The following is a 16,035-nucleotide window of genomic DNA, read 5'->3' as shown; positions in this document are numbered from 1 at the left end:
TGACGTATTACGGCATAACCGGAGGCTAGGCATGGCAAAACCCGCTGCGGCGGACGAGGGCTACTCGGCGGTATTCCTGATGGATGGGCCGGCGGTGTCACGTCAGATGCGCGGATCCGAGTTCGGTGCCTTCCTGGACGGTTATGTGGGCCTTTCCGACCTGGCCGACACGGACGTGCGCGCGGTCTACATCAATCTGGCACCGGACCTGGGCATTCTGGGGCTGGTGTTCTTCCGTATCTATTTCGACGAGGAAGGCCGGGCCGACAGCCACTGGAACATTCCGGTGGAGCGCTTTGCCGTGCAGGGGCCGCACGGGCCCGATCTGGGAGCCGGCCCGATTCACCTGGTGTGCCGCAGCCGATGTCCTGAGCCACGCTATGCCGATGAGCTCTGGGACCCGGATATGACGCCGGGCAGTAACCACTTCCAGGCCATTCGCCGGGCGGTGCAGGAAAATCGCCTGAAGTTTCAGAAGCGGGCGCCGGCGGTTGCGGATGAAGACATCCCGGTCCTGACGCCGGCGCAGCGTGGGGGTAAATCGGCCGAAGAGCGGAAAGCGGCCCAGCAGCGTGTCCGGCTGGCCCGCACCATCCGCGAGCAGCGGCTGCGCATCAAGACCCTGCAGAGCGTGCACCGGGATGCCATGTCGGACATGCAGCGCGAGCATCGCCACGAAGTCCAGGGCCTGCGCAACGAGCTGCGGACGTTCGAAGAGAAGCTGGAGCGCCAGCGTCTGGCCAACGAGCAGCTCAAGGCGCGCCTGACCGAGCGCAACGAGCAATACCTGAACCTGCAGCAGGAGCTGAGCGAGGCGGGCGAGCAGGAAAGCGCCGGCAGCGAAGCCAGCGATGCCGAAGTGGTGTTGTTGCGGGAGCAGCTCGACCGCAAGCAGCGGGAGCTGGCCCTGCGCAATGAGCGCATCATTGCCCTGGAACAGGAATGCGAGGATCTGTCACGGCAGGAGCCGGCGGAGCAGTCTCTGATGGCGGAGCTCAAGCAGCAGACGGTATTCCTGGTGGCCTATCACGCCGGCTTGGGGCACACCACGCTCCCCTACGAAGACATTGCCCGCTATTTCGAGAACCCCACGGCCTACGTCGCCGAGAAGTGTGGCCTCAATGAACCGGCCTATCGGCAGTGGCTGGCGCATCATGACAGCCCCAGCTGTCAGGCGGACGTGGACGGTCATGTCTGCGGCGAGCCGCTGATCCGGGTCGGTCAGCCGGCGGACTTCCGTCCCGGCGTTGACGACCGCTGCCCGGCGCATCAGGAAGGCTGATCGAACCCGTCTCCCGGCCATTGCGGTGGCACCACGAACACGCGATGCCGCTCTTCCCAGCCTTGTCCGTCCCGGCGCGGTGCCATCTCTGCAAACAGCCGGGGTGGTCCTCCTGCCCGAATCCCGTCCAGTGCTTCCAGCAGGTCTTCCCGGTCCGGTGCTTCCCGTGACTGGAAGCGGCCCAGCCAATGAGGTTTGTTCAGTCGCTGCCAGTGGCTGCATTCGGCCGGGTCCAGCGATTCCGCCCGGCACCAGCGGCCACGCTCGTGCGTCGGCGGCGTCGTGGCCGGACCTTCCAAAAGGCGCTCCGATGGATAGAACAGGTAACCTGGCATGAACAGTCGTGGGCGCGGCGGATGCTGGATGCCGAGCTCCGAGAGGTGGGCCAGGGCCATGGGATGGCGGCTCATGCGGCACTGGTGGTCGAGCAGTCGCGACAGCTTGCGGTCGAGGCGGTCGTGGGCGTTGGGGCCCAGCCAGAGGGTGGAGTTGTGGTCGCGGGGATAGCCGAGATAGAACTTTACGGCGATCTCGTGATGCTCGATGGTGTCTTCCCGCCGGTTGTGCACGACAAAGTCCAGCTCGCCCAGGGTGCGGCCGTTCTCGCGAACCGGGTGATTACTGAGCAGCACCGGCCACTCCAGGATGTCGCTGAGCAGGAAGCGGTAGAGCCGCTCGAAATAGAAACCCAGGCGGCGGTTGGTGCCACCGTCGAGAGCGGCCAGCAAGCGGCCGGGTGAGTGGTCCAGGATCGCCAGGCGCCGGTCCAGGTCCGCTGGCAGGTCGTTCTCAAGCGCAAAGCGCAGGCGGTTATCGGTGAGGGTGGGGGCGCGACACAGCCACGCCAGGTGCCGGACCGCCGGCGTTTGCCAGAATCGGGACGTGTCATGAGGGCGGTCGGGAATCGGCGTACTCCTATAAATTTTCAGAATTGTCGCGAGTTTCGATAGTATTGGCGTGGTCGCGTGGCCGGGCGCCGCCGACGGATCGTCCGCTCACTATATACCCCGAGTGACCGCATCGCATCACTGGGCTGGCACAGGATATCGAATGGAGCATTTCAGAAACATCGGCGTGATTGGCCGGATGAACAGCGTGAAAGTGGTGGAGACGCTGCGACACCTGCGAACCTATCTGGTGAACGAGAACTATCAGGTCATCCTCGAATCCGACACCGCCACCATGTTGCCCGGGCACGGCCTGCAGGTGGCCAGCAAGAAGCTCCTGGGGGAAATCTGCGACCTGGTGATCGTGGTCGGCGGTGACGGTAGCCTGCTGGGCGCGGCGCGGGAACTGGCCAAGTCCAAGATCCCCATCCTCGGGGTCAACCGCGGTCGTCTGGGCTTCCTTACCGACATTTCCCCGGACGACCTGGAAGAACGCGTGGGCCGGGTGCTGCAGGGCGAGTACATCGAAGAGCACCGCTTCCTGCTCGACGCCCACGTGACCCGCAACGAGAACCCGGTGGGCTATGGCACCGCACTGAACGATGTGGTGCTGCATCCGGGCAAGTCGACCCGCATGATCGGGTTCGATCTCTACATCGACGGCCACTTCGTCTACAGCCAGCGCTCGGACGGACTGATCGTATCCACCCCCACTGGCTCCACGGCCTATTCGCTGTCCGCCGGGGGGCCCATCATGCATCCCAAGCTGGATGCGGTGGTGCTGGTGCCCATGTTCCCGCATACCCTCAGCAGCCGGCCGATCGTGGTGGACGGCAAGAGTGAGATCAAACTGGTGATCGGCGAGGATAACGAAACCTACCCGCAGATGAGTTGCGACGGGCAGATGGATATTTCCTGCGCGCCCGGCGACATCATTCGTATCACCAAGAAACCCTTCAAGATTCGCCTGATTCATCCGACGGATCACAACTTCTATGCGACCTGCCGGGAAAAACTCGGCTGGGCCAGCAACATCGCAGCGAGTTAACTATGTCTGTAATGCGGTCAGGCAGCCGGGGCTATGACATCATCGGCGATATCCACGGTTGCGCGTTGACACTCCAGCGCCTGCTGGAACAGATGGGGTACCGGAAGGTGAACGGCGTCTACGAACACAAGCGCCGGCAGGCCATCTTCATTGGCGACATCATCGATCGCGGCCCGCGCATCCGCGAGTCCCTGCATCTGGTGCGGGATATGGTCGAACGCGGCTCGGCCCAGATCACCATGGGCAACCACGAGTACAACGCCCTGGGCTATTGCACCCGCGCCCGGGCGGGCAGCGAGCGCAAGTTCCTGCGTGAACACAACGCGCGGCATGACCGGCTGATCCGGGAAACCCTGGAGCAGTTCGAGCACCATCCCCACGAGTGGAACGAGTTCCTGGAATGGTTCTATACGCTGCCGCTGTTTCTGGAAGTGGCGCATTTCCGCGTGGTGCACGCCTGCTGGGACCACCACCTGATCGACCAGTTCAAGCAGATCCAGGGCGGCAACTGCATCGACGAGGATTTCCTGCACGCCTCCTCGGCGCTGGACTCCTTTGCCGGCCGGGTGATGGACCGCCTGCTGCGCGGCACCGATCTGCGCCTGCCGGATGGCCTGTCCATCGAAGGACGGGACGGGTTCGTGCGCCGCTTCTTCCGCACCAAGTTCTGGGCTGAGGATCCGCAGACCTACAACGACGTGGTGTTCCAGCCTGACCCGCTGCCCGAGCACATTGCCAATCGTCCGCTGTCCGAGGCTGAAAAGAAGAATATCCTGACCTATTCCCCGTCGGAGCCGCCGGTGTTTGTCGGCCACTACTGGCGCGAGGGACGGCCGGCGCCGCTCAAGCCCAACGTCGCCTGTATCGACTATTCCGCGGTGAAATACGGGCGCCTGGTCGCCTATCGCATGGACGACGAGCGGCAACTTTCCGCCGACAAATTTGTCTGGGTGGAAGTGCAGCGTCCCGAGCTGCCCAGTGATCCGCAATCCGAAGACAGTGTGACGAGGTAACCCTTTGTACCGAATCAAACAGCTATCGGCCGACACCAACCTGGCCGAGTTCAGCCAGTGGCTGCGCGAGCAGGGCGTGGAGCACCGCATCACGGAAGAGGGCGATCAGCAGGTGCTGTGGCTGGCGAACCAGGACCACGCCGAACCGGTACTGGAGGCCCTTGAACAGTTCATCACCCGCCCGGAAGTCCGCCAGGCGATCCACGAAACCAATCACTCGCCGGTGTTCGTCAACGGTCGCTGGCAGCCGTCACCGCGTCACGCGCCTGTCGTGCTGGGCATCATCATCGCTGCGGCCCTGGTGACCCTGTTCACCGGTCTCGGGCGCGATCCGCTCGCCACCGGCCTGATGTATGCCGACCCACGCGCGTTTTTCTTCGACACGTTTGCCGACCGGCTCGACGCCCTTACCGCCACGCTGGCCCAGGGGCAATGGTGGCGCTGGCTGACGCCGGACCTGCTCCATTTCAGCTGGCCGCACCTGATTTTCAACGCGGTGATGATGTGGTTCCTGGGCAGCCAGGTGGAATGGTTCGACGGCCGCCGCCGGCTGATCCTGCTGGTGCTGGTGATCAGTCTGGCCGCCAACACCCTGCAGTACCTGGTCACCGGGCCGCTGTTCGGCGGTCTGTCCGGTGTGGTCTACGGCATCCTCGGTTACTGCTGGCTGAGTCAGCAGCGCCGGCCCCGGTTCCAGTTCCCGCCGGCGCTGATCGTGGTGTCGCTGGTGTGGATCGTGATTGGCTTCACGCCATTCACGCGCATGCTGGGGCTGGGGGAGATGGCGAACGAGGCGCATCTGGGCGGTCTGTTGACCGGGCTTCTGCTGGCCGTATTGCCGCCGCCGGCGCGCAAGAGGGACTGAGCGCGTCGGGTCCGCCGTCACCTGGAGGCTCGTCCGGTCAGGGCTATCGAGCAGGCAAAAAAAAGCCCCGCAGTGCGGGGCATAAATGAGCCTAATATAGCTCCTGATGAGAGAGACCAAATGAAACGACCGTTCTCACTTGGTACGGGATTAATGATAATCATTATCATTATCGCCTGTCAAAGATTTCGCCCAACTTTTTTCTGATTTTTTTCGAGGCGCTGTTTTCGACGATGGCGATAAGGGTCATAGCCTAATTGCAATGGCCGTTACGGCGGCGGCCCTGGCCGCTGTGTTAAGCTTTCAGGATTGGACGCCGCCCGGTTTCCGGCGATGGTCCCCCGATGATTGATAAGGTGTTGAAATGACATACGACGAGCTGATCAAGCGCCTGGACCCCACGGTTTACAAGAGCCTGCGGCGGGCGGTTGAGCTGGGCAAGTGGCCGGATGGCCGTGCCATTTCGGACGAGCAGCGTTCGATCTGCATGGAAGCGGTTCTGTATTACGAGAAAGAGCACGGCGTTCCCGAGGGTGAGCGTGTGGGCTTTATCGATCGGGAGCGCAAGGACAAGCGCGACATGGCCGCGGACGGCACCGCGACGATCCGCATCCTGAACTCGTAACGGTGGTTTGATGTCAGCCGTTATCGATGTCCAGGGGCCGCTGCGCAAGATGCCGGCCGAGCCGGGAGCTCCGGTGCATTACCGGATGAAGGTGGGGGATACCCTGATTCCCCTGAATGACCTGATCGGTCGTGAATTGCAGATCGATTTCGAAGGTGAGATCCGCTGCATCCACTGCGACCGGCTCACGAAAAAGAGCTTCAGCCAGGGCTTCTGCTACCCCTGCTTCCGCAAACTGGCCGCCTGCGACAGTTGCATCGTCAGCCCGGAAAAATGCCATTACCATGAGGGAACGTGCCGCGAGCCGGAGTGGGGCGAAACCCATTGCATGGTGCCTCACATCGTCTACCTGGCCAATTCGTCCGGCCTGAAAGTCGGGATCACGCGCAAGACCCAGGTGCCGACCCGCTGGATCGACCAGGGGGCCGTGGCCGCCGTGCCCATGCTGGAAGTGGACACGCGTCGCCTGTCCGGTCTGGTGGAAGTGCTTTGCAAGCAGCACGTCGCCGACCGCACCAACTGGCGCGCCATGCTCAAGGGCGATGTGCCCGAGGTGGACCTGATGGCCGAGCGCGAGCGCATGCTGGAGACCATTGCCGACGGGTTGGACGCACTGCGGGCCGAGCATGGCGAAGACGCCATCAGGGTTGTGGACGAGTCGGGCCTCGAGCTGGCCTATCCGGTGGAGGTCTGGCCGAGTAAGGTGAAGACCCACAATCTCGACAAGACACCGCAGGTGACCGGTCGCCTGGAGGGCGTCAAGGGGCAGTACCTGATGCTGGATACCGGCGTGATCAATGTGCGCAAGTTCACCGCGTACCACGTTCGCCTTCAGGTGTTCGAGCCGAGCCCGCAACAGGCACCGGACCTGTTTTCAAACTGATCGCTCGCGGCGGGTTCATCACGCCTGCCACGAAGCCCGGCCTCACAAGGGCCGCTACGCAATAACTGGAGAGAGTGCAATGCGAACCAGTCAGCCACAGACCATCTACCTCAAGGACTACAAGGTGCCGCCGTTCCTGGTGGACCATGTCGATCTGCGATTCGAGCTGTTCGAGGAGGGCGCCCGGGTCTACAACTCCATGGAGATTCGACGCAACCCCGACGCCGAGTCCGGCCAGTCCCTGGAGCTGGATGGCGAGGGGCTGGAACTGGAAGGGCTGACGCTCAATGGTTTGCCGCTGGCCGACGACGACTTCGAGGTCACCTCCGGCGGCCTGCGCGTGGACAAGGTCTCCGACAAGTTCACGCTGGGCGTGGTGACCTGGATCCTGCCCCAGGACAATACCCGTCTGGAAGGCCTGTACAAATCCTCCGGTATGTTCTGTACCCAGTGCGAGGCGGAAGGCTTCCGCTGGATCACCTATTTCCCAGATCGCCCGGACGTGATGGCCCGTTTCCGCACCCGCGTTGAGGCGGACAAGGCGCGCTATCCGGTGCTGCTGTCCAACGGGAACGATGTGGAGAAGGGCGACCTGGAAGACGGTCGTCACTTCGTCACCTGGGAAGACCCGTTCCCCAAGCCCTGCTATCTGTTCGCGCTGGTGGCCGGAGACCTGGCCGAGAAGAAAGACACCTTCACCACCCAGTCGGGCCGCGAGATCGACCTGCGCATGTACGTCGAGCCGCGCAACGCCGCCAAGTGCGATCATGCGCTGGACTCCCTCAAACGTTCCATGCGCTGGGACGAGCAGATCTACGGCCGGGAGTACGATCTGGACATCTTCATGATCGTCGCCGTGGATGATTTCAACATGGGCGCCATGGAGAACAAGGGGCTTAACATCTTCAACTCGTCGTGCGTGCTGGCGACGCCGGATACCGCTACGGACCTGGCGTTCCAGCGCATCGAAGCCATCGTCGCCCACGAGTATTTCCACAACTGGTCGGGCAACCGTGTGACCTGCCGCGACTGGTTCCAGCTGAGCCTGAAGGAAGGCTTCACCGTCTTCCGGGATTCCCAGTTCTCCTCGGACATGGGCTCGCCCACGGTCAAGCGCATCGAGGACGCCACCCTGCTGCGTACGGCCCAGTTTGCCGAGGATTCGGGGCCCATGGCCCATCCGGTGCGCCCGGATTCCTACATCGAGATTTCCAACTTCTACACCCTGACCGTGTACGAGAAGGGCGCGGAAGTGGTGCGCATGATCCACACGCTGCTGGGCGAAGAGGACTTCCGCAAGGGCAGTGATCTCTACTTCGAACGGCACGACGGCCAGGCGGTGACCACCGACGATTTCGTCAAGGCGATGGAAGACGCCAGCGGCCGCGACCTGACCCAGTTCCGCCGCTGGTACCAGCAGGCCGGTACGCCTATCGTCGACGTCAGCGACGCCTACGATCCGGACGCGAAGACCTATACCCTGACCCTGCGCCAGCGCATTCCCGCCACACCGGGGCAGGAGACCAAGCAGCCGCAACACATCCCGTTCGCTCTCGGCCTGGTCGGCGAGCACGGCGAGGATCTGCCGCTGAAGCTGCAGGGCGAGGACGACGCGCCGGCCCAGCGTGTCCTGGACCTGACCGACGAACAGCAGACGTTCGTGTTCCACGACGTGGCGGCCCAGCCGGTGCCGTCCCTGCTGCGTGGTTTCTCCGCGCCGGTGAAGGTTCACTATCCCTGGACCCGCGACCAGCTGCTGTTCCTGATGAGCCACGACAGCGACGGTTTCAACCGCTGGGACGCCGGCCAGCGTCTGGCGGTGGACGTGATCCAGTCGATGGTGGACGAGCCCCAGGAGCGCACGGTGGACCCGCGTCTGGTGACCGCCTTCCGTCAATTGCTGTCCGACACCGACCTGGACCAGGCCCTGGTGGCCAAGATGCTGCAGCTGCCCAGCGAAGCCTACCTGATCGAGCTGGCGGACGAGGCCGACGTGCAGGCGATCCACAAGGCGCGCACCCGCGTGCTCAACCAGCTGGCGCTGGAGCTGCGCGACGAACTGGTGGCCTGCTACCTGCGCAATCGTGAGGATGGCCCCTACGAGCCGACGCCCCAGGCGATTGCCCGCCGCTCGCTGAAGAACACGGCGCTGGCGTGGTTGCTGCACATCAATGACGAGGAAGGACGCATGCTGGCCCGCCAGCAGTTCGAAAATGCGGGCAACATGACCGATCAGTCCGGTGCCCTGCGGGCCCTGGTCAACTCCGAGTTCGAGGAGGACCGCGACACCGCGCTGGCCAGCTTTTACGACCGGTTCCGCGAGGATCCGCAGGTTGTGGAGCAGTGGTTTGCCATCCAGGCCAGCAGCGTGCGCGCCGGAACCCTGCCGGCCGTCGAGGCGCTTCTCACTCACGAGGCGTTTGACTGGAAGAACCCGAACAAGATCCGCTCGGTGATCGGTGCGTTCGCCGGCCAGAACCTGGCCAACTTCCACGCCACCGATGGCTCCGGCTACCGTTTCCTGGCGCAGCACATCCTGTCGCTGGACAGCTCCAATCCGCAGATTGCGGCACGCCTGGTGTCACCGCTGACCCGCTGGCGCAACTACAGCCAGGCCTATCGCGACGGCATGCGCGCGGCCCTGGAGCAGATCCACGCGAAGCCGGACCTGTCCAAGGACGTTTACGAGGTGGTCCACAAGTCCCTCAAGGGCTAAGCCCCGCAAGGGTCCAGCAAGGATCCATGGGATCGTACCAACGCCCCGCCACGCTGCGGGGCGTTTTTGTATCCGCCCCCGGCGTGACGGGGGCAAATGAAAAATTTGCGCAAAATCGCACTTTCGGTCGATGGCGAACCCGGTGGGATGGTCTAACCTGCCCCTTTGCGGCCAGGTCCGGCCGGGCGCGGGCGTCCGTCGGACCGATCGCTGTGCGAAGCGCTGGCGGCGTTAACGTCGTTGGCGGATAAAAAATAACAAGAGCCTCAGGCTTCCAGACTCAAGAAGGTCCGAACCATGATCCATAACAAGAAATGGCTTCTGGGCAGTATGTTGGCGTTCTCCGTTATGTCCGGCCAGGCACTGGCTGCGGTCTCCTCCGCCGAGGCGAGCCGGCTGGGTCAGGATCTGACACCCTTCGGCTCGCAGAAAGCGGGCAACGAGGCCGGTACCATCCCGGCCTGGACCGGCGGTATTTCCCAGCCTCCGGCGGGAGCGGATTACCAGGAGAGCGGTGACTTCCATCCCGACCCGTTCCCGGACGACACGGTGTTGTTCACCATCAACGCCCGGAACGTTGATCAGTATCGCGAGCACCTGAGCGACGGCGTGATCGCCATGATCGAGACCTATCCCGCCTCGTTCCAGATCCCGGTCTACCAGAGCCGTCGTTCCCACGCCGTGCCGGACTGGGTGGCCCGGAACACAAAGGAAAACGCGATCAGTGCCACGGTCGTGGGGGAGGGCGCCGGTATCCAGGGGGCCTACGGCGGTTATCCGTTCCCGATCCTCAGCGGCGACAGCGAGCAGAAAGCCTACCAGGTCATCTGGAATCACCTGACCCGCTGGCGGGGCGTCAACATTACCCGCAAGGCCAGTGAAGTGGCGGTCCAGCAGAATGGCGATTACACCCTGGTGACCAGCCAGCAGGAAGCCTTCTTCAACTACTACAACCCGGAAGGCGACGAGTCCACGCTGGACAACGTGATCTTCTACTACCTGTCCTTCACTCAGTCACCGCCGCGCCTGGCCGGTGGGGCGATCCTGGTCCACGAGACGCTGAACCAGATCAAGAACCCGCGTAACGGCTGGGGCTACAACGCCGGACAGCGGCGCGTGCGCCGGGCGCCCAACCTGGGGTATGACTCGCCCATCGCCGCTGCCGACAACCTGCGCACCGCCGACGATACCGACATCTTCAACGGTGCCCTGGACCGCTATAACTGGACCTACGAGGGCATGCGCGAGATTTACGTGCCCTACAACAACTACCGGATTGCCCAGGAAGGCCTGTCGTATGACGAGATCCTGGGGCTGTCCCACATCAATCCCGAGCTGACGCGTTGGGAGCTGCACCGGGTGCACGTGGTGCTGGCAACGCTGAAAGAGGGCGAGCGCCATATCTACGCTAAGCGTCGCTTCTACGTCGATGAAGACAGCTGGAACACGCTGCTGCTGGACCAGTACGACGGTCGGGATCAGCTCTGGCGGGTATCCATGGCGATGGTGAAGAACTTCTATGAATTGCCCGGGGTCTGGTCGACGCTGGAGGTATTCAACGATCTCCAGGCGCGGCGCTACCACGTCCAGGGGCTGGACACGGAAGAACCCAACACCCGGGTGTTCAGCGACGACGTTCCCAGCCGCCGTTACTTCTCGCCGGCCTCCCTGCGCCGTCGCAGCGTGCGCTAACCGGCGCGAGCTGGTCTACGCTGTAGCTAGCGGCGTCCGGTCGCGTCGGACGGAGATGGATACGATCGGGAAAACCGGCCGCCGGCGGGCGTTCCGGACAGCACAGACACTAAACAACACAGAATAAAAGGCACATCGAATGGCTACACCTTTCTCGCGCAAGACGTTTGCGGCGTTGCTCGGGCTGTCGCTGGCGCTTGCCAGCCCCGGGGCATCGGCGGTCAGTGATGTTCTCGAAACGCCGGCCCGGCCGACGGATCTGGCCGACGACAACCTGCTGACCGACAGCACCTTCGCCGGCGACCGCATGGTGGCGGTGGGCGAACGGGGGCACATCATCTATTCCGACGACCGCGGCCAGACCTGGCAGCAGGGCGAGGTCCCCGTGGCCACGACGCTGACCGGCGTGACCTTCCCCACGCCCACCGAAGGCTGGGCGGTCGGGCACGGTGCCGTGATCCTGCATTCCAGTGACGGGGGCGAAACCTGGGAGAAGCAGCTGGACGGTACCAGCGCGTCAGGCCTTGTGATCGCCACCATGGAGGAGCAGATCGCCGCCATGGAGGAAAAAGTCGAGAACGCGCCGGAAGACGAGAAAGGGGATCTGGAGTGGGCGCTCGACGGGATGATTTTCGCCCTCGAGGACGCCCAGGCGGACAAGGAGGTGGGCCCCTGGAAGCCGCTTCTGGATGTCTGGTTCGCCGATGAGAACACCGGCTTTGCGGTGGGTTCCTACGGTTTTATTTTCCGCACGGATGACGGCGGTGAGACCTGGCAGGACTGGGCGGCCAACGTGCCCAATCCGGATCGCTTCCACCTCAACGGGATTGCCGAGGTGACTGGCGGTGCGCTGGTGATCGCCGGTGAGGCGGGCACGCTTTTCCTGTCGACGGATCGCGGCGAAACCTGGGAAAGCATCGAGAGTCCCTACACCGGCTCCTTCTTCGGCGTCATGGGCACCGGCGACGTCAACGAAATCCTGGCTTTCGGGCTGCGCGGCAACGTGTTTCTCTCCACCGATCTGGGTCGGAGCTGGACCACGGTCCCCAACGATTCCCCGAACACCCTCAATAGCGGCGCGGTCGCCGACGACGGCCGGATCACCCTGGTCGGAAACGGCGGCACGGTGCTGGTCAGCGCCAACAATGCGGAAAGCTTCCGGACCCAGTTCCGGTCCGACCGTCAGGGACTGCTGTCCATCCTGCCCGTTTCTGACGATGCGCTGGTGCTGTTTGGTGAAGGTGGCGTTCTGCACACCGACATCAATGGCCTGAACCGCTGATTCCGCCGCGACAAGAAAGACAAGATTTCCAAGAGGGTCATTGAATGTCCAACCCCAAACACGACCGAGGCGATCACTACTTCACCTCGCCGAACGCCGAACCGTTCCTGGAGCGGCTGATTTTCAATAACCGGGCGATCATCCTGATTGCCTTCCTGTTCCTGACGCTCTTCCTGGGCTACAACGCCGTCAAGATCGAGCCGGACGCCAGCTTCGAGCGGATGATTCCCCTGGAGCATCCCTACATCGTCAACATGCTCGAACACCGGGATGACCTGGAAAACCTGGGCAACTTCGTGCGGATTGCGGTAGAGGTGAAGGATGGCGACATCTTTACCGAATCCTACATGGACACGCTCAAGCAGATCACCGACGAGGTGTTCTTCCTGCCGGGCGTGGACCGTTCCGGTCTCAAGTCCGTATGGACGCCCAATGTGCGCTGGGTCGAGGTGACCGAGCAGGGCTTCCAGGGTGGCACGGTGATCCCGGACAACTACGACGGCACCCGCGCCAGTCTGGAACAGCTGCGTCAGAACATCCTGCGCTCCAACGAAGTAGGGCGCCTGATTTCCGATAACTTCAAGTCCACCATCGTGTACGCGCCGCTTTACGAGACCAACCCGGACACCGGCGAGGCGCTGGACTATGCGGCGTTTTCCCGTCAGCTGGAAGAGAAGATCCGGCAGAAATACGAAGAGCAGAACCCCAACATCGAGATCCACATTGTCGGCTTCGCTAAGAAAGTCGGTGACCTGATCGAGGGTATCGGTGCGATTGCCTGGTTTGCCGGCATCACCATTGCCCTGACCACGCTGTTGCTGTTCTGGTACTCGCGCTGCATCGCAGGCACCCTGGTTCCGGTGTTCGCCTCGATCGTGGCGGTGTTCTGGCAGTTGGGCCTGTTGCGCCTGCTAGGTTACGGCCTGGATCCTTACTCGGTGCTGGTGCCATTCCTGGTGTTCGCCATCGGCATCAGTCACGGGGTGCAGGTGGTCAACGCCATGGCCATCGAGGCGGCCAAGGGCTTCGATCCGCTGACCTCGGCGCGCCTGGCTTTCCGGGCGCTGTACATCCCCGGCATGCTGGCGTTGGTGTCCGACGCCTTCGGCTTCCTGACGCTGCTGTTCATCCAGGTGGACGTGATCCGCGACCTGGCGGTGGCGGCCGGTATCGGTGTGGCGATCATCATCGTTACCAACCTGGTCCTGCACCCGCTGATCATGTCCTACATCGGCATCACCAAGGGGGGCGTCAATCACGTCCAGCGTCATGGCGAGAAGGAAGACCGCAAGTGGCGCCTGATGTCGTACTTCTCCCATCCCGGCGTGGCGCCCATCTCGCTGCTGATCGCGGTGCTGGGCCTGGGCGTGGGTTTCTACTTCAAGCAGGACCTGAAAGTCGGCGACCTGGATCAGGGCGCGCCGGAGCTGCGGGCCGATTCCCGCTATAACCTGGACAACAAGTACATCATCGACAACTACTCCACCAGCGCCGATATCCTGGTGGTGATGGTTGAAACCCAGAAGGAGCAGTGCACCCAGTATGAAGTGCTCAGTGCCATGGACCGTCTGCAGTGGGAGCTGCAGAACACGCCGGGCGTGCAGTCATCGGTGTCCCTGGCGGACGTCTCCAAGGTGGTCACCAAGGCGCTCAACGAAGGCAACTGGAAGTGGTACGAGATCTCCCGCAACCAGACCATCATCAACGCGTCGATTCGTGAGGCGCCGAGCGGCCTGATCAACACCGACTGCAGCCTGACACCGGTGCTGGTGTTCCTGGAGGATCATAAGGCCGAGACCCTGCGCACGGCCGTCAGCGTGGTGGAGGACTTCGCCGCCGAACACAGCAACGAGGTGCACAACTTCAAGCTGGCCGCCGGGAACGCCGGTGTCGAGGCGGCCACCAACGAGGTGATCTCCAAGGCCAAGAATCTGATGCTGCTGTTCGTCTACGGCGTGGTCAGCGTGCTGTGCTTCCTGACCTTCCGCTCGATCCGCGCGGTGCTCTGTATCGTTGTGCCGCTGGGCCTGACGTCGGTGCTGTGCGAGGCGATCATGGCGGCCTCGGGCATCGGTATCAAGGTGGCCACGCTGCCGGTCATCGCGCTGGGTGTGGGGATTGGTGTGGACTACGGCATCTATATCTACACCAAGCTTGAGAAGTTCATCCTTGAAGGCAAGTCGCTGCAGGAGGCCTATTACGAAACCCTGCGCTCCACCGGCAAGGCGGTGATCTTCACCGGTGTAACCCTGGGCCTGGGTGTGGTCACCTGGATCTTCTCGCCCATCAAGTTCCAGGCGGATATGGGCCTGCTGCTGTTCTTCATGTTCCTGTGGAATATGGTGGGCGCCATCTGGCTGCTGCCGGCGCTGGCGCGCTTCCTGTTGCGTCCGGAGAAGATGCGGGCCAGGGCAGAAGCCGCCAGGTAGGCTGGTGTGTCCGATCAAAAGCCCGCTTTGCGGGCTTTTTTTGTTTTTGGGTCATGTATTTAGCTAGAATGCTTCGCTTTATTTCATAGGCACCTTGGTCTATGTTCTAAAATGAGTAAGTAAACGCGGGACATGCAATGTTCGCAGTCCCGGAACGAGTGACATAAAAAAGAAGGGAACGATGACAATGGCACTTCGACACAAGCTATCCACTTTTGCGCTGGCAACCGCAGTCGGGCTGGGCGCCGCCTCTGCACAGGTTTCCGCCGCAGAGCAGCAGTTTGTAACCATCGGCACCGGTGGCGTGACCGGCGTGTACTACCCGGCCGGCGGTGCGATCTGCCGACTGGTGAACAAGGATCGCAAGGAACACGGCATCCGTTGTTCGGTGGAGAGTACTGGCGGGTCCATCTACAACCTCAACGCCATTCGCCAGGGCGAGCTGGACCTGGCCGTCGCCCAATCCGATTGGCAGTATCACGCCTATAACGGCACCAGCGAATTCGAGAAAGACGGCCCCAACAAGAAGCTGCGCGCTGTCTTCTCCCTGCACCCTGAGCCGTTCACCGTCGTGGCTCGCAAGGACGCCGGCATCGAGAACTTCGCGGACCTTAAGGGCAAGCGCGTGAGCGTAGGCAACCCCGGTTCCGGCCAGCGCGCCACCGCGGAAGTTCTGATGGAAGAGATGGGCTGGGACATGGACGCCTATTCCCTGGCCGCCGAGCTGAAAGCGGCCGAGCAGTCCCAGGCGCTGTGCGACAACAAGATCGATGCCTTCTTCTACACCGTGGGTCACCCGTCCGGCGCCATCAAGGAAGCCACTACTTCCTGTGACAGCGTGCTGGTCAACGTAGACAACGACGCCACCGCCAAGCTGGTTGAAGAAAACCCGTACTACCGCGTAGCCGACATCCCGGGCGGCATGTACCGCGGTAACCCGGAAGACACCACCACCTTCGGTGTGGCGGCGACTTTCGTTACCTCCGCGGACGTTCCGGAAGATGTGGTCTACGAAGTGGTTAAGGCCGTCTTCGAGAACTTTGACAGCTTCAAACGCCTGCATCCGGCCTTCGAAAACCTGAAGAAGGAAGAAATGGTGTCTGACGCCCTGAGTGCGCCTCTGCATCCGGGCGCGGTCAAGTACTACAAAGAAGCGGGCCTGATGGAGTAACACCGGTCGGGCAGGGCGTGTTCCTGCCCCCGATTATTCCTACTGGTTGGATTGCGGCTGCCCCTTTTGTCAGCAACTGAGGGGGCAGCCGTTTTGGTACATCCCTCCTGAAAGGTCGTTTTTAATGGCGAATCAAGAGAAG

General features: G+C 62.6%; 12 protein-coding genes. 11 read left to right on the top strand and 1 reads right to left on the bottom strand.

Going from position 1 to position 16,035, the window contains the following annotated elements:
• Positions 1–31 precede the first annotated feature (31 nt).
• Positions 32–1,282, top strand: coding sequence for a DNA repair protein (locus GQB00_RS13955; protein ID WP_165856787.1), 1,251 nt, complete (start codon positions 32–34; stop codon positions 1,280–1,282).
• Here the strand turns inward: GQB00_RS13955 and GQB00_RS13950 are convergent.
• Positions 1,270–2,130: a DUF1853 family protein gene (locus tag GQB00_RS13950; RefSeq protein WP_266096060.1), complete on the bottom strand. Its 861-nt coding sequence runs from the start codon at positions 2,128–2,130 to the stop codon at positions 1,270–1,272. The genes GQB00_RS13955 and GQB00_RS13950 overlap by 13 nt on opposite strands.
• Positions 2,131–2,332: 202 nt before the next feature.
• Between GQB00_RS13950 and GQB00_RS13945 the strand changes: the two genes are divergently transcribed.
• From GQB00_RS13945 to GQB00_RS13900, 10 genes are all read left to right on the top strand, one after another.
• Complete coding sequence (locus GQB00_RS13945; RefSeq protein WP_111497811.1) at positions 2,333–3,217, top strand: NAD(+) kinase; 885 nt, start codon at positions 2,333–2,335, stop codon at positions 3,215–3,217.
• A 2-nt stretch (positions 3,218–3,219) separates the two neighbouring features.
• Positions 3,220–4,230, top strand: a complete 1,011-nt coding sequence (locus GQB00_RS13940; RefSeq protein ID WP_165856786.1) for a metallophosphoesterase — start codon at positions 3,220–3,222, stop codon at positions 4,228–4,230.
• 4 nt (positions 4,231–4,234) lie between these two features.
• On the top strand, positions 4,235–5,095 hold the full coding sequence (locus tag GQB00_RS13935) for a rhomboid family intramembrane serine protease (RefSeq protein WP_111497809.1): 861 nt from the start codon (positions 4,235–4,237) through the stop codon (positions 5,093–5,095).
• 364 nt (positions 5,096–5,459) lie between these two features.
• The gene (locus GQB00_RS13930; RefSeq protein ID WP_111497808.1) at positions 5,460–5,720 is read left to right on the top strand and encodes a YeaC family protein; all 261 of its coding nucleotides are present in this window, start codon (positions 5,460–5,462) and stop codon (positions 5,718–5,720) included.
• Positions 5,721–5,730: 10 nt separating this feature from the next.
• The gene (locus GQB00_RS13925; protein WP_165856785.1) at positions 5,731–6,603 is read left to right on the top strand and encodes a DUF2797 domain-containing protein; all 873 of its coding nucleotides are present in this window, start codon (positions 5,731–5,733) and stop codon (positions 6,601–6,603) included.
• A gap of 79 nt (positions 6,604–6,682) precedes the next feature.
• Entirely contained in the window at positions 6,683–9,319 is a 2,637-nt protein-coding gene (gene pepN, locus GQB00_RS13920; protein WP_165856784.1) for an aminopeptidase N, read from the top strand.
• Positions 9,320–9,616: 297 nt separating this feature from the next.
• Positions 9,617–11,011, top strand: a complete 1,395-nt coding sequence (locus GQB00_RS13915; protein ID WP_165856783.1) for a DUF1329 domain-containing protein — start codon at positions 9,617–9,619, stop codon at positions 11,009–11,011.
• Positions 11,012–11,150: 139 nt separating this feature from the next.
• A complete protein-coding gene (locus GQB00_RS13910; protein WP_165856782.1) occupies positions 11,151–12,293 on the top strand; it encodes a WD40/YVTN/BNR-like repeat-containing protein in 1,143 nt (380 codons plus the stop codon).
• A gap of 44 nt (positions 12,294–12,337) precedes the next feature.
• Positions 12,338–14,722 (top strand): efflux RND transporter permease subunit, encoded by a 2,385-nt coding sequence (locus GQB00_RS13905; protein ID WP_111497803.1) that lies wholly within the window; start codon positions 12,338–12,340, stop codon positions 14,720–14,722.
• 187 nt (positions 14,723–14,909) lie between these two features.
• Positions 14,910–15,893, top strand: a complete 984-nt coding sequence (locus tag GQB00_RS13900; protein ID WP_111497802.1) for a TAXI family TRAP transporter solute-binding subunit — start codon at positions 14,910–14,912, stop codon at positions 15,891–15,893.
• The last annotated feature ends 142 nt before the right edge of the window (positions 15,894–16,035 follow it).

It is taken from the genome of Marinobacter sp. JSM 1782161 (genome assembly GCF_011421605.1).
Lineage (GTDB): Bacteria > Pseudomonadota > Gammaproteobacteria > Pseudomonadales > Oleiphilaceae > Marinobacter_A > Marinobacter_A bohaiensis.
Note: the sequence above shows the minus strand (reverse complement) of the source record. Positions and strands in the feature narration are given on the sequence as shown.

Coding starts and splice junctions, on each gene's coding strand:
- GQB00_RS13910 (WP_165856782.1), top strand. CDS start 11,151: ATGGCTACACCTTTCTCGCGCAAGACGTTTGCGGCGTTGCTCGGGCTG.
- GQB00_RS13900 (WP_111497802.1), top strand. CDS start 14,910: ATGGCACTTCGACACAAGCTATCCACTTTTGCGCTGGCAACCGCAGTC.
- GQB00_RS13915 (WP_165856783.1), top strand. CDS start 9,617: ATGATCCATAACAAGAAATGGCTTCTGGGCAGTATGTTGGCGTTCTCC.
- GQB00_RS13945 (WP_111497811.1), top strand. CDS start 2,333: ATGGAGCATTTCAGAAACATCGGCGTGATTGGCCGGATGAACAGCGTG.
- GQB00_RS13905 (WP_111497803.1), top strand. CDS start 12,338: ATGTCCAACCCCAAACACGACCGAGGCGATCACTACTTCACCTCGCCG.
- pepN (WP_165856784.1), top strand. CDS start 6,683: ATGCGAACCAGTCAGCCACAGACCATCTACCTCAAGGACTACAAGGTG.
- GQB00_RS13930 (WP_111497808.1), top strand. CDS start 5,460: ATGACATACGACGAGCTGATCAAGCGCCTGGACCCCACGGTTTACAAG.
- GQB00_RS13925 (WP_165856785.1), top strand. CDS start 5,731: ATGTCAGCCGTTATCGATGTCCAGGGGCCGCTGCGCAAGATGCCGGCC.
- GQB00_RS13955 (WP_165856787.1), top strand. CDS start 32: ATGGCAAAACCCGCTGCGGCGGACGAGGGCTACTCGGCGGTATTCCTG.
- GQB00_RS13940 (WP_165856786.1), top strand. CDS start 3,220: ATGTCTGTAATGCGGTCAGGCAGCCGGGGCTATGACATCATCGGCGAT.